The following is a 15,854-nucleotide window of genomic DNA, read 5'->3' as shown; positions in this document are numbered from 1 at the left end:
GAACCGGGGTATCCCGCGTGTAACAGAACGCCTTAACGGCGCGCGGTCGTACGTGGCGTACCGTGAAGCACCTCCCGAAGCACGTCCGGCCGCGCTGGCGGTATCTCGCCGTCGGCATCGAAACCCGGCCGGACGCCGAGCTCTCCCGGCACGGCTTCCAGCGCGCCCTCTGGTACGCCGCCGGGAACCTGCTCGGCGACCCCGGCTCCGCGGACGCCGACCTCCGCTTGCTCTCCTTCGACTCCGACGGGGGGAGCGGGGAGGCGGTCGTTCGCGTTCGCCGCGACGAAGTGGCGTCCGGGCGGGCCGCCCTCGCGTGCGTCGACACCGTCGACGACACCCCCGTGCGCGTCCGCGTTCGAGGGATTTCGGGGACGGTGCGGACTGCGGAAGAAAAGTATTTAGGACGCGCGGCGGAACGTTCAGTCGAAGAAGACGTCGTGTTCCAGGGCCAGTCCTACCGCGCCGTTCGTCGCGACGGCGTTGTCGATCTCGCGGGGGACGGCCAACACGTGGGCGCGACGGCGTCTGACCTAGAGTGATACATTATGCAGGGTCAATCCCAACAGCAGGCATACGACCGAGGAATCACGATCTTCTCCCCGGACGGCCGGCTCTACCAGGTCGAGTACGCACGTGAAGCCGTCAAACGCGGGAGCGCCAGCATCGGCGTTCGCGCGAAGGACGGCGTCGTGCTCGTCGTGGACAAGCGCATCCGGTCGCCGCTCATGGAGGAGACGAGCGTCGAGAAAATCCACAAAGCGGACGACCACATCGGCATCGCGTCCGCCGGGCACGTCGCCGACGCGCGCCAACTCATCGACTTCGCGCGCCGCGACAGTCAGGTGAACCGCCTCCGCTACGGCGAACCGATCTCCGTGGAGACGCTGACGAAGGACGTCACCGACCACATCCAGCAGTACACGCAGGTCGGCGGCGCGCGCCCGTTCGGCGTCGCGCTCGTCATCGGCGGCGTCGACGACGGCCAGCCCTACCTCTACGAGACGGACCCGTCCGGCACGCCGAACGAGTGGAAGGCGCTCGCCATCGGCAGCGGCCGCGACGACGTCCAGGCGTTCTTAGAGGACAACTACTCCGAGGACCTCGAACTCGACCAGGCGGTCGGGCTCGCGCTCGCCGGTCTCGGCGAAGTCCACGAGGAAGGCCTGACGCCGAGCGGCGTCGGCGTCGCGACCGTGGACGCGGAGACGGAGTCCTTCATCGAGCTCACGAACGACGAGATCGAGGAGTACCTCGTCGAGCACGACCTCCAGAAGGACGAATCCGACGAGTCCGCGGAGTAACGACGACACCCGATTCTCACCGTTTTTCGCGCCGCGTAGCGACGCCGCTCTCGCCCGAGTGTCGAATCACCCTCGGACGAGTTCTCGGGTTCGGTGGTGGCAGCAAGTTGTTCGGAGGTCGGTGGAGGCGGCGAGCGTCCGGTGGCGCGGAAAGGGTTTTAGGCGGTCCGGGCGAACGCTTACGCATCCATGATTTCGCTCGACGAAGCCGTCACAGCGCGGTTGGAGTCGCACGGTGAGCGCTTCGAAGTGCTCATCGACCCGGACGCGGCGCTGGCGATGAAGCGCGGCGAGTTCGACGGCGAACTGGAGGACGTCATCGCCGCGCGGGACGTCTTCGAGAACGCGTCCCGCGGGGACCGACCCGCGGAGGAGGACTTAGAGGAGGTGTTCGGGACGACCGACCCGATGGAGATCATCCCCGAAGTCGTGACGCGCGGGGAGATTCAGATCACGGCGGAGCAGCGCCAGGAGATGCAAGAGCAGAAGCGCAAACAGCTCATCAACACCATCGCGCGGAACGCGGTGAATCCGCAGATGGACGATGCGCCGCATCCGCCGGAACGCATCGAGTCCGCGCTCGAGCAGGCGGGATTCACCGTGGATCCGATGGAGCCGGTGGAGGGGCAGGTGGACGACGCGCTGGAGGCGCTCCGGCCCGTCATCCCGATTCGTTTCGAGGAGGTGACGGTCGCCGTGAGCCTCCCGCCCGAGCACGCGGGCTCCGGGCAGGCGCAGATCCGGCAGTTCGGCGAGCTCGAACGCGAAGAGTGGCAGGCCGACGGCTCCTGGGTCGGCGTCCTCACCTTCCCTGCGGGGATGCGGAACGAGCTTTACGACCTCGTCGCCGAACTCACCAGCGGCGAGGGAGAGACGCGCGTCATCAAGGATAAGGACGAGCTGTCGACGAGGTAGGCGGTTCGAAGCGACCGCAGGGAGCGAGAACCGCCGGACACGCGAACGGCGATAGCCGTGAGCCATGCGGACCGAAGGTCCGCCGAACGGGTGAGCGGGAGCGACCGGTAGGGAGCGACACGCGAGGCACGTGGTTCGGACCGAGCGAACGGAGTTCGCGTGAGTGAAACGAACGCGAGCAGGGAGGAGTGCTACGAGAGACGCTTCGCGTCTCTCGGCATGACGAAAGGCGCGTTGCGCCTTTCGAACCACTTGCTCCGACTGAGTGAGCGAGGGAGAACCACGGAGGATCCGAGCGGGAGCGACCGGTAGGGAGCGACACGCGAGGCACGTGGTTCGCCCGAAACGTTTCCTTGGGTGGAAGCCGTGCGTTGAACTGTGACTGGCTACGATGCGGTGCTCTTCGACAACGATGGGGTGTTGGTGACGCCGCCGCGGTACGAGTCGCAGTCGGGGGCGACGCGGGCGGCGTTCGAGGCGGTCGGCGTCGAGGACGCGCGTGACGAGCACGTCGACGCCGTCGTGGACGGGGTGTCGAGCGCGGAGCTCCGCGAGCTCTGTGCGGGCTACGACCTCGACCCGGCGGTGTTCTGGGCGGCGCGCGAGCGCCGCGACCAGCAGTCCCAGTTCGCGGATTTCGAGGCGGGCGAGCGGGACGCCTACGCGGACCTCGCGGCCGTTCGCTCGCTTTCGGTTCCGACGGGAGTGGTGAGTAACAACCACCATTCGACCGTCGAGTACGTCCTCGACCGGTTCGGCCTGCACGACACCGTCGACACCTACTACGGTCGGGAGAAGACGGTCGACGCGCTCGACCGGAAGAAGCCGAACACGCACTATCTCGACCGCGCGCTCGCGGACCTCGACCCGTCGAGCGCGCTCTACGTCGGCGACCGCGAGAGCGACGTGCGCGCTGCGCACGCCGCCGGTCTCGACTCGGCGTTCGTCCGCCGCGACCACAACGCCGACGTCGTCCTCGGTGTCGACCCGACGCACGAACTCGACACGCTCCACGACCTCCGGCGTCTGATCGAGTAGCCGTCAGAAGGCGAGTCGAACCACCGCGCCGGCCGAGTTCGTGATGGAGACGCCCGCGTCGGTGACTGCGACGCCACTCTCTGCGCCCTCTCGACCGTCGCGCCAGATTGTGTCTCCACTCACCGGGTCGAGCGCGTACACACCCTCGTTCGCGGTCGGGACGAGAAGTGCATCGGCCGCGCGGACGGACGGTGTCCACGACTTCCCGAGGTCGCGAGTCCAGGCTCGCTCTCCGTCGGTTGTGAAGGCGTGGGTGCCGGTCGCGTTCCCACCGGAGACGTAGACGCGTTCACTCCCGACGGTCGGTGCCGGCGGGAAGGATCCGTCGACGAGCCGCGTCCACCGCCGCTCGCCCGTCTCGGCGTCGATGGCATGGAGCGTCCCCGTCGCCTCGGTGACGTAGACGACGGTGTCGGCGACGGCGGGGACGGTCTGGACAGCACCGATGTCGGTGTACCGCCAGCGTTCACCGCCGTCCGCGACGTCGAGCGCGACGACGTCGCCGTTCGCGTTTGAAGCGGTCGTCACGAAGACTCGATTTCCCGCGACCGCGACGCCGGAGACGACACCCTCGATGGCGTCGGACCGCCACCGCCGCGTTCCGTCGCGGAGCGAGTACGCTGTCGGCCCGTCGGCGACGTAGAGCACGTCGTCCCGGACGATCGGGGGTGCGTCACCGCTTCCCGCGTCGAACTGGCTGCGTTCGGTACCGTCCTCAGCGTCAAGGACGTGCGTGGCTCGGGTGGTCGCCGCAACGACGCATCCGCAGCCGAACGCGGGTGCCGCGTGCACAACGCTGTCCGTCTCGACCGTCCAGTTCGCTCCGTGGCTCCCGATGGGGACAGCTTTTACTCCGGTCGACGTGCCGCCGACGAGGGTGCCGCCGACGGCGACCGGCGCGGTCTCTACCCCGCTGTCGGCGACTGTCTCGGTGGCAGTCGGCCCGCTGTCGGGGACGGAGACGCTCGTGCGCCCGGTGTTCGCGGCGTCACGCTGGAACGACGGCCAGTCGGTCGCCGCGACGGTGGTGTCGCACTCGCGGACGTTCGGTGCGGTCGTTCTCGTCCGGGTCGACGGGACGCCTGTAGACGAGCAGCCGGAGAGCGCGAGACCTCCGAAGAGCGCCAGCGCGCCGCGGCGCGTCGCGGCCGTGTCGGTCACGGCAGCAAATGGTGTCCGATTCAGAATAGGTCTTCGGGTGTCGGTCCGTCGATACAGGGTCGGGGAGTCGCGTTATCCCTTCTTGAAGCCGGCGAGGAAGCCGAGGCTGAAGCCGCCGGAGACGGAGATGGTGGAGAGGATGCTCATGAGCCAGGAGGGCGGGGTACCGGAGGCGGCCTGCTGGCTGGCGTCGATGAGGCCGGCGGTGAGGCGGTCCCATTTGACGGTGAGGATGCCGCGGGATTCGAGGAAGGCGAAGACGGCGAGTTCGATGCCGACGAGCACGGCGATGATCTTCGCGACCTTCTTCGCGGCGAAGCCGATGATGCCGCCGATGACGGCACCCGTGCCGGCCTGGAGGCCGAGTTGCTGGAGGTTGATGTCGAAGGCCATGCTCGGAAGGTAGCTCCGGTGGCGTATGACTCTTGTGGGACTCGGAATTCCGGCTTGGGCTTAAGTGCCTGGACGCCGTAATCCGGGGCGAGTGACAGGGAAAAGTCTCACGCGTGCGGTGGTGGCGAAGCGAGTGGATTCCGGGGAGCCGGATACGGGCGAGGTTCGCGACCTCGCTCGGGCGGCGGGCTACGACGTCGCGGGCGTCGTGACGCAGTCGCGGAAGGCGGACCCGGCGCTCCAGCTCGGCGAGGGGAAAGTCGAGGAGCTCGCGCGCGTCGTCGCCGACACGGGCGCGAAGACGGTCGTCTTCGACAATCGCCTCGGCCCCTATCAGACCTACAACCTCGGGCAGAAGCTCCCGGAGGGGACGGAGGTCATCGACCGGTTCCGTCTCATCCTCGATATCTTCGGGCAGCGCGCGCAGACGCGGAAGGCGCAGCTACAGGTCGAGTTGGCGGAGCTCCGGTACGAGTTGCCGCGCGCGGAGGCGAAGACGAGCCTCGCGAAGCGCGACGAGCGCCCGGGCTTCATGGGTCTCGGGGAGTACGACGAGAGCCGCGAGCAGGACATCAAGGCCCAGATTTCGCGGATTCGCGACGAGCTCGCGGACATCGAGCAGACGGAGCAACAGCGCCGCGAGCGCCGCCACGAGTCCGGGTTCGACCTCGTCGCGCTCGCGGGCTACACGAACGCCGGGAAATCGACGCTACTCCGGCAGCTCGCCGCGGACATGGACGTCGACGAGAACGAGGACCTCCACCCAGACCTCGACACGACCGCGGAGTCCGAGGACCGCTTGTTCACGACGCTCGGGACGACGACGCGGCGGATGGAGATGGAGCGGCGCGAAATCCTCCTCACCGACACGGTCGGGTTCATCTCCGACCTCCCGCACTGGCTCGTCGAGTCCTTCAAGTCCACATTGGACTCCGTCTATCAGGCGGACCTCGTGCTCCTCGTCGTCGACGCCACGGAGGACATCGCGGACATCCACGAGAAGCTCGTGACGTGTCACGACACGCTCTACGAGCGCAACGAAGCCCCCATCGTCACGGTGCTGAACAAGGTCGACGCCGTGAGCGACGCGGAGCTCGAAGAGAAGCGGGAGGCGCTCTCCGCGCTCGCCCCCGACCCCATCGCCGTCTCCGGGATGGAGGCCGTCAACCTCGACGCGCTCCGCGAGCGCATCGACGACGGCCTCCCCGAGCGCCGCCGCGAACGCCTCGTCCTCCCGATGACGGACGACACGATGAGCGTCGTCTCCTGGGTGCACGACCACGCGCACGTCCGCGACGTCTCCTACACCGACGAGGAGGTCGTCGTCGACTTCGAAGCCCGCCCGAGCATCGTCGATAAGACCCGCGCGAAGGCGAGTTCGCTCGCCGAGGCCTGACCGATTCGCTCGGCGTCTCCGTCGACCGCCCTCAGTTCTCCGCCGATTCACCGCGGGTTCGCCGTCGCGTTACGCCTCCTCGTTAGTGACGGGTGTTCGCCACGCGAGGAGGAGGCCGACGGCCGCGCCGACGACGACCGTGCCGCCGTAAGTTGGAATGAGTCCGAGCGCGCCGAGGAACAGCGGCACGACCAGGAAGGCGGCGGCGTCGCTCAAGACCACGAGCGGCGTGAGCCCGCCGGGGTGTGGGCCGAAGGGGTTCCCGGAGACGAGGAGGACGCCGACTTCGAGGATGTAGAAGGGGACGGGGAGGGCGAGCAGGCCGACGAGCGCGCCGACGACGACGCCCCTGCCGCGTGACCGCGCGCCGCCGAGTCGCCGCCAGAGGAGCGCGGCGAGGAGCGCTCCGCCGGCGAACCCGCCGAGGACGAGCAGCCAGAGAGTGCCGGACGGCGGCGTCACCGGCTCGCCCGCGAGCAGGCCCCGCGCGGCGTCGGTGAGGACGAAGAGGAGCGCGAACGCGCCACCGGCGAGGCCGAACGCCAGTTCGGGACGCCGTCGAGCGACCGCGGAAGCCCACTGTTGCATACGCGAAGAGAGCCCGCCTGGCGGGATACGTATGTCGCGGGCCGCGGAGCCCCGACCGGGACGCGCGCGAGCGCGGTCCGGAAAGACCTACAACGCGCCGCGCGAACCACCGGCCATGCGGACGTTCGTCCCCCAGCGCGTCGCCGACATCTACTTAGAACAGGAGGGCTCTCGCGCGCTCCTGATTCTCGCGAACTGCCTCGCCATCCTCGTCGGCATCAACTTCTACCTCTCCCAGCTCCTCGCTAACCGAAACGTCGTCCTCTGGCCGGTCATCGCCGACAGCCCGCTCTCCGTCGCGTGGATGACGTTCAGCCTCTTCGCGCTCTCCGGCGCGGGCGCGCTCGCGAGCTATCGGAACTCGTGGTTCCACGACCTCGTCGACACGCTCGCGTTCGTCAGCCTCTTCAAGTACGGGATGTGGACGGTCTTCACGCTCAACTACTTCTTCTTCTCCTACTACCCCGACCTCTGGAGTTACTTCGGCATCCTCTTCGCCCACGTCGTCATGGTCGGCGAGGCCTTCCTCCTCCCCTACTACGCGAACACCTCGAAACCGATCCTCGCTGTCGCCCTCGGCTGGCTCCTCCTCGGCGACGTCGCCGACTACGCCTTCGGCCTCTACCCCCACCTCCGCGTCGAAAGTTTGGGGGTTCTCCCCGAGGTAACGGTCTTCCTCTCGTTCGCCTCCGTCGCCCTCGCCTGGTACTGCCTCGACGAGGCGTAATTGGACTCCCGAACCGAGTCAGACGGTTACTGCGCCGTCTGCCGAACCGGCTCAAGCGAGGCGTCAGTCGAGCGTCTTCTTCGTCTTCTCGACGACTTCGACGTCGCCGATTCGCGTCCCGGGATACTGGCCGTCCGCGTCTTTCTCGGCGGCTTTCACCATGTCCCAGACGACGCCGAGACCGGTCGTGACGCCCTGAATCGCCTCCATCTCGCAGCCGGTCTTCCCGGTGGTCTCGACGGCGACGTCGAGCGTTATCGACTCGTCCTCGACGTCGAAGTCGGTGTCGACGTTCGTGATGGGGATCTGGTGGCACATCGGAATCGTCTCCCACGTGTGCTTTACGGCCTGTATCGCGCCGATGCGAGCGGTCGCGAGGACGTCGCCCTTTCCGAGCTCGTCGCCGCGGACCGCGTCGACGGTCGAAGAGCCGAGGTCGATGCGGCCGCGGGCGACGGCGCGCCGCTTCGTGTCGGGCTTCGCGCCGACGTCCACCATCTGGACGTCGCCCTCGTCGGTCGTGTGCGTCAGTTCGTCGTCGCCGTCGGCGTCTGTGTGGTCAGTCATCGTCGTGTTTGAATGCGCGCGGGAGTTCGTCGAGGAGGTCGGAGGCGAGGAGGCCGTAGCCCTGCTCGTCGACGACGGCGTCGCCGGCCTTGCCGTTGGCGTAGGCGGCGAGCGCGCCCGCTTCGACGGGGTCGTGGACGGCGAGCCGTGCGCCCGTCGCGCCCGCAAGGACGTCGCCCGTCCCGCCCACGGTCATCCCGGGGTTCCCCGTTCGATTTACTCTCGTCGTCTCGCCGTCCGTGACGACGTCGTACGCACCCTTCACGAGCACCGTGTGGCCGAGGTCGCGCGCGAAGTTCTCAACCGTCTCGCGGCGCTCGCGCCAGTCGTCGCTCCGCGGCCCGCCCATCTTCACGAGCTCGCCCTGATGGGGCGTGCAGACGAGCGTCGCCTCGGTGTCGACGTCGGGGACGACCTGGAGCGCGTCGGCGTCGACGACCGCTCGCCCCTCGTAGTCTGCGAGGAAGCCGTGGACCGCGTCGAGCGTCGCGTCCGCGCTCCCGAGACCGGGACCGAGGACGACGACGTCGCGCTCGCCGGCGCGGTCGAGGAGCGCGGGGACGTGGTCGGCCGTGAGCACCTCGCCGTCGTAGCTTTCGACAATGAGGTCTTCCGAGTAGCCCTGAACCCGGTCCGCGACGCGGTCGGGCGCGGCGACGTACGCGAGGTCCGCGCCGGCGCGGAGCGCGGCCTGCGCGGCGAGCGCGGGCGCACCCGTGTAGGGGCCGCCGCCGACGACGAACACGCGGCCGAAGTCGCCCTTGTGCGCCTGCGGGTCGCGCGTGACGGCCTGGAGGTCGCCGGGGCCGACGAACGTCTCGGCCGGTGACGGGATGCCGATGTCCGCGACGGTGACGTCGTCGCGGCCGAGGAGTCCCGGCTTCGGCCGGTGGAAGGTCACGATTTCGTCCGCCTCGACGGCGACGTCCGCAGCCTCGCCGGTGTCGGCGTCCGTTCCCGAGGGGACGTCCACGGAGACGACCGTCGCGTCCGTCGCGTTCATCGCTTCGATGGCGGTGCGCTCGGGTTCGCGCGGCGCGCCCGTCACGCCCGTCCCGAGCACGCCATCGATAACGACGTCCGGGTCGCCGAGGGCGACCTGCGCCGAGTCGGTGACGGTCTCCCGGGGGAGCTCCGCCTCGCCGAGCGCGTCCCAGTTCGACCGGGAGATGTCGGTCGTGATGGACTCCCGGCGGCCGAGCAAGAACGTCGAAACCGCGTAGTCGTCGAGGAAGCGCGCGGCGACGAACGCGTCCCCGCCGTTGTTTCCGCGCCCCGCGACGACCGCGACCGACGCGCCCGGGTCGGCGTGCCGGCGGACCGCGCGAGCGACGGCGCTCCCGCTCGACTCCATCAGCTGTTTCGTCGAGACGCCGAGCGCGGCCGCGTTCCGGTCGACGGCCGCCATCCGCCGCGAAGAGATACCGTCCATACTCGGTGGTTCGCTCGGGCCGAGGAAAAACTCCCCGACCGTCCCGGCTGTGCCACTCGCCCGGACACCCAGCACCCGCCTAACTCCACCCCCAAATATTTCCGGTATCTGAGGGTGGCGGTGGTCTCGGATTAGCGGCGAACCTCGAAGCCGTCCTCGCCCTCGGGCGTCGTGTACTCGACCGAGACGTCGTCGACGCGAGCGCGCGAACTCCCCTCGTGACACCACGACACCATCGTCGATACGGCGTCCTCCGGCCCCTCGAAGACCGCCTCCACGCGGCCGTCGTCGAGGTTCCGCACCCAGCCGTCCACGCCGAGCTCGCGGGCGTTGTCCCGCGTCGTATTCCGGAAGAACACGCCTTGGACTTTCCCCGAGACGAAGACGTGTGCACGAGCGCGTGCGTTCTCCTCGTTCATACGCGCTAGCTGCGGGCGCGTGACCTAAGGCTCTAGCCCTCGCGGTTCCGGAGATAGTGGAAGACGTAGGTCTGCGTGTAGCCGGCGTTCGGGCCGAGGCGCTCGCGGATGGCCCGCGACGTCTCGGCGTAGGTCCCGCGGTCGCAGCCCGGGAAGTACTCGGAGATGGCGGTCTGAATCCACGTGTCGAGCGGGACGGCGTCGAGGTAGCCGAGCGAGAAGAGGAGGACGCAGTCCGCGACCTTGTCGCCGACGCCGACGAACCCCGTCGCGGCCTCGCGCGCGGCCTCGTAGTCGAGCCCGCGAACGTCGGACTCGGTCAGCTCGCCCGAGGCGACGAGTTCCGCCGTCGCCGTGACGTAGGGCGCGCGGTAGCCGAGGCCGAGCCCGCGGAGTTCGTCCTCCGTGGCGTCGGCGAGCGCGTCCGGCGTCGGATACGCGTGGTAGGTCTCGCCGTCGAACGTGACGCGCTCGCCGTACGCTTCGCGGAGGGATTCCTGCATCCCGAAGATGCGTTCGACGCGCATCTGCGCCGAGCAGATGAAGGAGACGAGACACGGGAAGAAGGGGTCGTCGACGATGCGCATCCCCGGGTACGCCGCGTACGCCTCCCGAATCACGTCGTCGTCGGGCGCGGCGGCCGCGATGGCGTCGAGGTCGTCGTCGAGTCGCAGGAGTTCGCGGAGGCGGGCGTCGGCGTCCGTCGTCGACTCCCACTCCAGCAGGCCGTCGCGCTGCCGGACGCGGAACACGTCGCCGTCGGCGACGGTGGCGTACCACGCGCCCCCGCCGTGCGCGCCGTCGGTCGTGTACGCCGCACCGTCCGGCCGCCACCAGAGGTAGGACTGCCCGGATTCGAGCGTCGACTGGAGGTCGAACCCGCCCGCGAGCGAGTCGACCGGGATGCTCCCCGTTCGCATTCACGACTCCTACCCGCGGCGTCGTTAGGAGGGTGTCGGTTTCGCGCGGCGAGCCGGCGGCTACGGGACGGGACTTCGGGGAGGTACGCGACTGCGCTGCAGGAATTAGTCGGCTTGCGCGGCGATCTTCTCGGTTTCGGTGTCGTCGGACATCGAGGAAGTAATACTGCCCGCGAGCGCGAAGACCGCTGCCTTGTGGTCGGTCTTCGATTTGTGAATCGATGTCGGTCGTACGCCGAGGTCGTCGTAGTCCGTCAGGTCTACGTCACTGTCCTCGTACTGTTCGTGGTAGCTTTTCACTTCCGCAAGGAGGCCGTGCAGGTGGATGAGCTCCTGCTTCTTCATAACGAATACAGCTAACGGTCCGAGGGTTATAGTATTACCTTGAGTGCCGTTACCACACGTCTTCGAGATGGGCGTTCTAAGCGCCCGAGCCCTTATCGGGTCCCTTCGGTTCGAACGGAAACCGAAACCCGTCGACGACGACCACTCGGATACATCCCTCGGGGAGACAGGTGAAAGGAACGCGCGCGTGAGCCAGTGTGCGTCGGCGAGGACGGGAAGGATGAAACGCTTTTACGCTCGCCAGCCCACTGTCCGGGTATGGATTATCAGGACTCACTCGACAGAGCGATGGCGAAGAAGCCGGAGCAGGACGCCGGCGACAGCCGCTTCTCCGTCCCCGACCCGAACGTCCGCGCCGAGGGGAGCGCCACGGTCTACGAGAACTTTCAGGCGACCGTCGACCGCCTCGACCGCAGCGAACGCCACGTCCTGAAGTTCATCCAGAACGACCTCGGGACGTCCGCGCAGATCGACGAGTCCGGGCGCGCGCGCCTCACCGGCTCCTTCGACGCCGACCGCATCCAGGACGTCCTCGACGCCTACGTCGACAAATACGTCCGCTGTCCGGAGTGCGGCCTCCCGGACACGAAGCTCACGCAGAAAGACGACGTCGAACGCCTCACCTGCGAGGCCTGCGGCGCGCGAACGACCGTCTGAGGAGAACCGAAGCGTCCGGATTCAGGTTCCGTTCGGTTACTGCAGGCGTTTCAGGTTCTCGAGGTCCCGCTCCGTCCGCATGAACTCGGACGTCTTCCGCGTCGCGTGACAGTCGGGACACGAGTAGTTCTTCTGTGGTTTCGGGAGGTCGGACGCGTTCTCCTCCCACTTCTTCTCGCACTCCGGACAGACGAGCTGGATGTATGCTTCACGTGCCATAGTGGGGTAGAACAGTGGGCTCGGGAAAAAACTTCTCGCTGGACGGAGTCAGTAGTAGCTGTCTTCGCCGACGAGCTCGAAGAGTTCGTCGTACGCGTCGGGGAGCTGTGCGGTGACGTCGTCGAGCTCGGTGTCGGGGACCGACTCCGCGACGACGTCGACGACGACTTTCGCGTAGAAGAGCGCGTCCGACTGCTCGGCCTGTGCGCGCTGCGAGACGCGGCTGACGAACTCGTCGAAGTCGAAGAGCTCGCCGGAGTGCGCGTCCTGGAGGAAGTAGTCGATCTCCATCGGGAGCGCGCCCGCGAGGTCCGAGGCCTCGCCCGGCTGGAGGCGCTCGCCGAGCGTCGTCAGCGTCGCGCGAGTCACTCGAATCGCTTCGCCGCGGGATGCGAGGTCTGCTCGGTGCTGGACGGCACCGACGAATTCGTCGTGTTGCATTGCACGACCGGCTACCGGCGGACGCCAATTAGTCGTAGTGGCCAAGGGAGACGGGGCGACGTCGAGAGAACCGGAGAAGGCGACGGGGACGCCCGAGAGCGAGTGCTCGGGTGCCAGTCGGGGCGTTAGTCCTGCCGGCGGAGCGCGACGAGGGCCGCGCCGAGGAGCGCGAGTGCGGCGGCGACGAGGCCGAACCCGGGCGAGTTCGTCTGCGTCGTGTTCTGCATCGTCGTCTCGTCGGTCGCCGTCGTGGTGGACTGCATCGCGGTCGTCGTGCTCTCGACCGTGACGTCGGCGCTCGCCATCACGGGCGCGCCGTTCGCGGTGTAGGGGCCGTCGTTCGCGCCCTCGCTGGTGACGAAGTCGTACATCTCGTTCCCGTTCGAGTCGGCGTGCGCCATCGCGTAGACGGTGGCGGACTCGGAGAGCGGGTCGTCGAGCGCGACGGTGACGTTCTCGTGCGTGCCCGCGGAGAGGTAGGCGGAGGTGCCGCGGACGGAGTCGAAGACCGCGCCGTCGGCGAGCGAGGCGTCGTGAATCGTCACGAACCCGCCGTTCGCGAGCGTGACCGAGTCGACCGTGACGGTCTCGCCGTTCTCGGCGGTCTGCGCGTCGGCGACGACGGTCGCCGTCACGAGGGCCTTCCCGGTGTCGACGACGGCACCGCCGTTCGCGGCGTAGGGGCCGTCGTTCGAGCCCTCACTGGTGACGAAGTCGTACATCTCGTTCCCGTTCGAGTCCAGGTGCGGCATCGCGACGAGCGCCTGGCTCTCGTTCACGGGCGTGTCGAGCGTGACGGTGACGTTGTGGTGGACGCCGGCGTCGAGGTAGGTCGAGTGACCGACGACGCTCCCGAGGACGTTCCCCGCGCCGAGCGAGGGGTCGTGGACGGCGACGAAGCCGCCGTCGGTCATGTCGACGGTGTCGATGACGACGGTGTGTCCGTCGGACTGCTGGGCGTCGAGCGCGACGGACGCCGAGACGGTCGCGGACGCCGTGTCGACGACGGCGGAGCCGTCAGCCGTGTACGGGCCGTCGCTCGCGCCCTCGCTGGTGACGAAGTCGTACGTCTCGTTGTCGTTCGTGTCCTCGTGCGCCATCGGGACGAGCGTGCCGTCGTCCGTGTAGGGCGCGTCGAGCGTGATCTGGACGTTCCGGTGGAGGCCGGGTTCGAGGTACCGCGAGGTCCCCTTGATGGAGTCGAAGACCTTGCCGTCGGTGACGGTACCGTCGTGGACGGTGACGAAGCCGCCGTCGGGGAGGAAGACCGAGTCGACCGTGGCCGCGTGGCCGCCGGTCGTCTGGTTACTCACGGAAACCATCGCGTGCTGGGCGGTCGTCACGGACGCCGTGTCGACGACGGCAGAGCCGTCAGCGGTCGTGAAGGGACCGTCCGCTTCGCCCTCGCTGGTGACGAAGTCGTACATCTCGTTGCCGTTCGTGTCCACGTGCGCCATCGGGACGAGCGTCGTGTTGCCGACCGCGGTGTCGAGGTCGACGCGGACGTTCTCGTGGACGCCCGCGGAGAGGTACGGCGAGGTCCCCTTAATCGACTCGAAGACCTTCCCGTCCGTCACGGACGCGCCGTGGACCGTGACGAAGCCGGGCTGGCTGAGTTCGACGCGGTCGACGACGACGGAGTCGCCGTCGGTCGGCTGCGCGGACATCGAGACGGAGGCGGCGACGGTGACGTTCGCGGTGTCGACGACGGCGGAGCCGTCAGCCGTGTACGGGCCGTCGGCCGCGCCGTTCGCGGAGACGAACTCGTAGACGCGGTCGCCGTCAGTGTCCATGTGCGGCATCGCGACGAACGTGCCGGAGTCGGCGAGCGGTTCGTCGAGGCGCACGGTGACGTTCTGGTGCGTCCCCGCCGCGAGGTACGTCGAGGAGCCGACGACGCTCCCGAGGACGTCGCCATCGGTCACGCTGGCGTCGTGAATCGTCACGAAGCCGCCGTCGGGAAGGGTAACGGAGTCGACGGTGACGGTGGAGCCGCCGGAGGTCTGGTTCGAAATCGTCGCGCTCGCGCCCGCCGACTGCGCGGCCACGGGGGCCGCCACGCCGGCGAGGGAGACGACGAGCAGTGCTGTGAGCGCTATCGCCTGAATGCGTTGCCGCATACTCCCACCGACACCAGTCCACTTAAAGAGGGTTTTCCGGACTCTCACCCAAATCTCTCCCCACTCCGTCCCAAACGACGACTCAAGCCGTGACGAGCGCGATGCTGAAAGCGGCGAGAACGAACGGAGGTATATAAATGGGTTAGTCGAGCGTGACCCACGCGAGGAACGCGAGCGCGGCGAGTTCGAGGACGGGGAGCACCATCAGCGCCGTGCCGGCGACCGGCGGGACGGCAGAGGAGAACCACGCCGCGCGGACCTCGTCGATGGTGAAGAAGTAGAAGCCGAGCGCGTTCTCCGCGAGCAGGAGGACGCCGAAGACCGACAGGCCGAGCGCGTGCTTCGAGCGGAACTGCCAGTAGTTCCGCACCCACACCGCACACAGCGCGAGCAACACGATGACGTTCAGCGCGGATGCGGCCCGAACGACGTCTAGCCAGAGACCCATGCTTGTCTCACCGTACCCCGTCGCCGTGGATATACTCTTTCCCAAATTCGCCCATAATCACTCGACCTCCGCGAGGATTTCCTCGACCGTCTCCCAGTGCGTGCGCGCCTGATCGGTCGGGAGGTAGATGTCGCCGTAGCCGTCGCCGCTCGCCTCCAAGACGTTGTTGTCCACGAGCACGTCGAGGTGGTGGCGGACCGTCTTGTAGTCGAGGTCGAGCGCGTCGGCGAGCTGGTTCGCGTTCCGCGGTCGCTCGTCGACGGCGCGGACGAGCCGCGCGCGGTTCGGGCCGCCCCGCGTACCCGTGAACACGTACCAGAGGACGGCCTCCATCACGCAGAACGTCGCCCGGCAGCCACCTAAAGGGTGCGGGGTTACTGCGTAAACAGGTGGCCCTCGGTGGGGACGTCGAAGACGCCGATGCGCGCGCCCGCGTCCATCCAGCCGTGGCCGTAGGAGAACGACGCGAGCGCGTTCACGAGGTCGCCCTCCGCCTTGAAGTGCCGGCCGTCGTCGAGGTAGGACTGCGCCATCTCCTCGAACTCGGCGGCGGCCTCGCCGAGCGGGGTCTCTGCGGGTGGCGCGACCTCCGCCGCGTCCAGCGCCTCCGCGAGCAGTCGCTCGTACCGTTCCGTCTTCTCTGCTAACTCCGCAGCCATACCCGTAGATGCGGTGAGGCATCGGGTAAGCGTGTCGTCACGCCGTCGGCGACGCCGCCGCGACGCCGCCGCCGACGCTCGCGGTGCGCCCCGCGACAGCGGCAC

The 15,854-nt window shown here is 68.2% G+C and carries 21 protein-coding genes; 7 read left to right on the top strand and 14 right to left on the bottom strand.

Translation table 11 applies throughout. From position 1 onward, the window contains the following. Nucleotides 1-62 precede the first annotated feature (62 nt). The 4 genes from IEY26_RS05425 (at nucleotide 63) to IEY26_RS05410 (ending at nucleotide 3,257) form a co-directional block, all read left to right on the top strand. Nucleotides 63-542 carry an Rpp14/Pop5 family protein gene (locus tag IEY26_RS05425; RefSeq protein ID WP_188976604.1) on the top strand — a complete coding sequence of 160 codons (480 nt, stop codon included), beginning with the start codon at nucleotides 63-65 and terminating at the stop codon, nucleotides 540-542. Between the two features lie 6 nt (nucleotides 543-548). Then, entirely contained in the window at nucleotides 549-1,304 is a 756-nt protein-coding gene (psmA, locus tag IEY26_RS05420; protein WP_188976603.1) for an archaeal proteasome endopeptidase complex subunit alpha, read from the top strand. Nucleotides 1,305-1,493: 189 nt separating this feature from the next. After that, nucleotides 1,494-2,219 carry a ribosome assembly factor SBDS gene (locus IEY26_RS05415; RefSeq protein ID WP_188976600.1) on the top strand — a complete coding sequence of 242 codons (726 nt, stop codon included), beginning with the start codon at nucleotides 1,494-1,496 and terminating at the stop codon, nucleotides 2,217-2,219. 378 nt (nucleotides 2,220-2,597) lie between these two features. Next, nucleotides 2,598-3,257: an HAD family hydrolase gene (locus IEY26_RS05410; RefSeq protein WP_188976598.1), complete on the top strand. Its 660-nt coding sequence runs from the start codon at nucleotides 2,598-2,600 to the stop codon at nucleotides 3,255-3,257. A gap of 3 nt (nucleotides 3,258-3,260) precedes the next feature. Here the strand turns inward: IEY26_RS05410 and IEY26_RS05405 are convergent, their stop codons facing one another. Then, entirely contained in the window at nucleotides 3,261-4,418 is a 1,158-nt protein-coding gene (locus tag IEY26_RS05405) for an outer membrane protein assembly factor BamB family protein (RefSeq protein ID WP_188976596.1), read from the bottom strand. A 72-nt stretch (nucleotides 4,419-4,490) separates the two neighbouring features. After that, nucleotides 4,491-4,811 (bottom strand): FUN14 domain-containing protein, encoded by a 321-nt coding sequence (locus IEY26_RS05400; protein WP_188976594.1) that lies wholly within the window; start codon nucleotides 4,809-4,811, stop codon nucleotides 4,491-4,493. Nucleotides 4,812-4,902: 91 nt separating this feature from the next. On the opposite strand from IEY26_RS05400, the gene hflX reads away from it, so the two are divergent. Continuing rightward, entirely contained in the window at nucleotides 4,903-6,207 is a 1,305-nt protein-coding gene (hflX, locus tag IEY26_RS05395) for a GTPase HflX (RefSeq protein WP_188976592.1), read from the top strand. A 69-nt stretch (nucleotides 6,208-6,276) separates the two neighbouring features. On the opposite strand, the gene IEY26_RS05390 is transcribed toward hflX, so the two are convergent. Beyond that, on the bottom strand, nucleotides 6,277-6,795 hold the full coding sequence (locus IEY26_RS05390) for a hypothetical protein (protein WP_188976590.1): 519 nt from the start codon (nucleotides 6,793-6,795) through the stop codon (nucleotides 6,277-6,279). A 115-nt stretch (nucleotides 6,796-6,910) separates the two neighbouring features. Between IEY26_RS05390 and IEY26_RS05385 the strand changes: the two genes are divergently transcribed. Then, the gene (locus IEY26_RS05385; RefSeq protein WP_188976588.1) at nucleotides 6,911-7,522 is read left to right on the top strand and encodes a DUF1405 domain-containing protein; all 612 of its coding nucleotides are present in this window, start codon (nucleotides 6,911-6,913) and stop codon (nucleotides 7,520-7,522) included. A gap of 63 nt (nucleotides 7,523-7,585) precedes the next feature. On the opposite strand, the gene moaC is transcribed toward IEY26_RS05385, so the two are convergent. From moaC to IEY26_RS05360, 5 genes are all read right to left on the bottom strand, one after another. Then, nucleotides 7,586-8,089: a cyclic pyranopterin monophosphate synthase MoaC gene (gene moaC, locus IEY26_RS05380; RefSeq protein ID WP_188976586.1), complete on the bottom strand. Its 504-nt coding sequence runs from the start codon at nucleotides 8,087-8,089 to the stop codon at nucleotides 7,586-7,588. Continuing rightward, nucleotides 8,082-9,497 (bottom strand): NAD(P)H-hydrate dehydratase, encoded by a 1,416-nt coding sequence (locus IEY26_RS05375; protein ID WP_188977120.1) that lies wholly within the window; start codon nucleotides 9,495-9,497, stop codon nucleotides 8,082-8,084. The genes moaC and IEY26_RS05375 overlap by 8 nt, the downstream gene beginning before the upstream one ends. A gap of 155 nt (nucleotides 9,498-9,652) precedes the next feature. Further along, on the bottom strand, nucleotides 9,653-9,940 hold the full coding sequence (locus tag IEY26_RS05370; RefSeq protein WP_188976584.1) for an acylphosphatase: 288 nt from the start codon (nucleotides 9,938-9,940) through the stop codon (nucleotides 9,653-9,655). 32 nt (nucleotides 9,941-9,972) lie between these two features. Further along, on the bottom strand, nucleotides 9,973-10,860 hold the full coding sequence (locus tag IEY26_RS05365; protein ID WP_188976582.1) for a DNA-3-methyladenine glycosylase family protein: 888 nt from the start codon (nucleotides 10,858-10,860) through the stop codon (nucleotides 9,973-9,975). Nucleotides 10,861-10,965: 105 nt separating this feature from the next. After that, on the bottom strand, nucleotides 10,966-11,205 hold the full coding sequence (locus IEY26_RS05360; RefSeq protein WP_188976580.1) for a UPF0058 family protein: 240 nt from the start codon (nucleotides 11,203-11,205) through the stop codon (nucleotides 10,966-10,968). A 258-nt stretch (nucleotides 11,206-11,463) separates the two neighbouring features. Here IEY26_RS05360 and IEY26_RS05355 point away from each other — a divergent pair, with 258 nt between their 5' ends. After that, nucleotides 11,464-11,862: a translation initiation factor IF-2 subunit beta gene (locus tag IEY26_RS05355; protein WP_188976578.1), complete on the top strand. Its 399-nt coding sequence runs from the start codon at nucleotides 11,464-11,466 to the stop codon at nucleotides 11,860-11,862. 36 nt (nucleotides 11,863-11,898) lie between these two features. Here the strand turns inward: IEY26_RS05355 and IEY26_RS05350 are convergent, their stop codons facing one another. The 6 genes from IEY26_RS05350 to IEY26_RS05325 all read right to left on the bottom strand — a co-directional run bounded on the left by IEY26_RS05350 (nucleotide 11,899) and on the right by IEY26_RS05325 (nucleotide 15,749). After that, entirely contained in the window at nucleotides 11,899-12,081 is a 183-nt protein-coding gene (locus tag IEY26_RS05350; protein WP_188976576.1) for a DUF7836 family putative zinc-binding protein, read from the bottom strand. A gap of 48 nt (nucleotides 12,082-12,129) precedes the next feature. Beyond that, a complete protein-coding gene (locus IEY26_RS05345; protein WP_188976574.1) occupies nucleotides 12,130-12,522 on the bottom strand; it encodes a DUF2267 domain-containing protein in 393 nt (130 codons plus the stop codon). Between the two features lie 125 nt (nucleotides 12,523-12,647). After that, nucleotides 12,648-14,642 (bottom strand): DUF7282 domain-containing protein, encoded by a 1,995-nt coding sequence (locus IEY26_RS05340; RefSeq protein WP_188976572.1) that lies wholly within the window; start codon nucleotides 14,640-14,642, stop codon nucleotides 12,648-12,650. A gap of 142 nt (nucleotides 14,643-14,784) precedes the next feature. Continuing rightward, nucleotides 14,785-15,090: a hypothetical protein gene (locus IEY26_RS05335; RefSeq protein ID WP_188976570.1), complete on the bottom strand. Its 306-nt coding sequence runs from the start codon at nucleotides 15,088-15,090 to the stop codon at nucleotides 14,785-14,787. Between the two features lie 57 nt (nucleotides 15,091-15,147). Further along, nucleotides 15,148-15,423, bottom strand: a complete 276-nt coding sequence (locus IEY26_RS05330) for an ArsR/SmtB family transcription factor (protein WP_188976568.1) — start codon at nucleotides 15,421-15,423, stop codon at nucleotides 15,148-15,150. 41 nt (nucleotides 15,424-15,464) lie between these two features. Next, complete coding sequence (locus IEY26_RS05325) at nucleotides 15,465-15,749, bottom strand: DUF357 domain-containing protein (protein ID WP_188976567.1); 285 nt, start codon at nucleotides 15,747-15,749, stop codon at nucleotides 15,465-15,467. Nucleotides 15,750-15,854: the final 105 nt, after the last annotated feature.

This window comes from Halocalculus aciditolerans, from assembly GCF_014647475.1.
In the GTDB taxonomy this organism is placed as follows: Archaea; Halobacteriota; Halobacteria; order Halobacteriales; family Halobacteriaceae; genus Halocalculus; species Halocalculus aciditolerans.
This window is presented reverse-complemented; position numbering and strand designations above follow the sequence as displayed.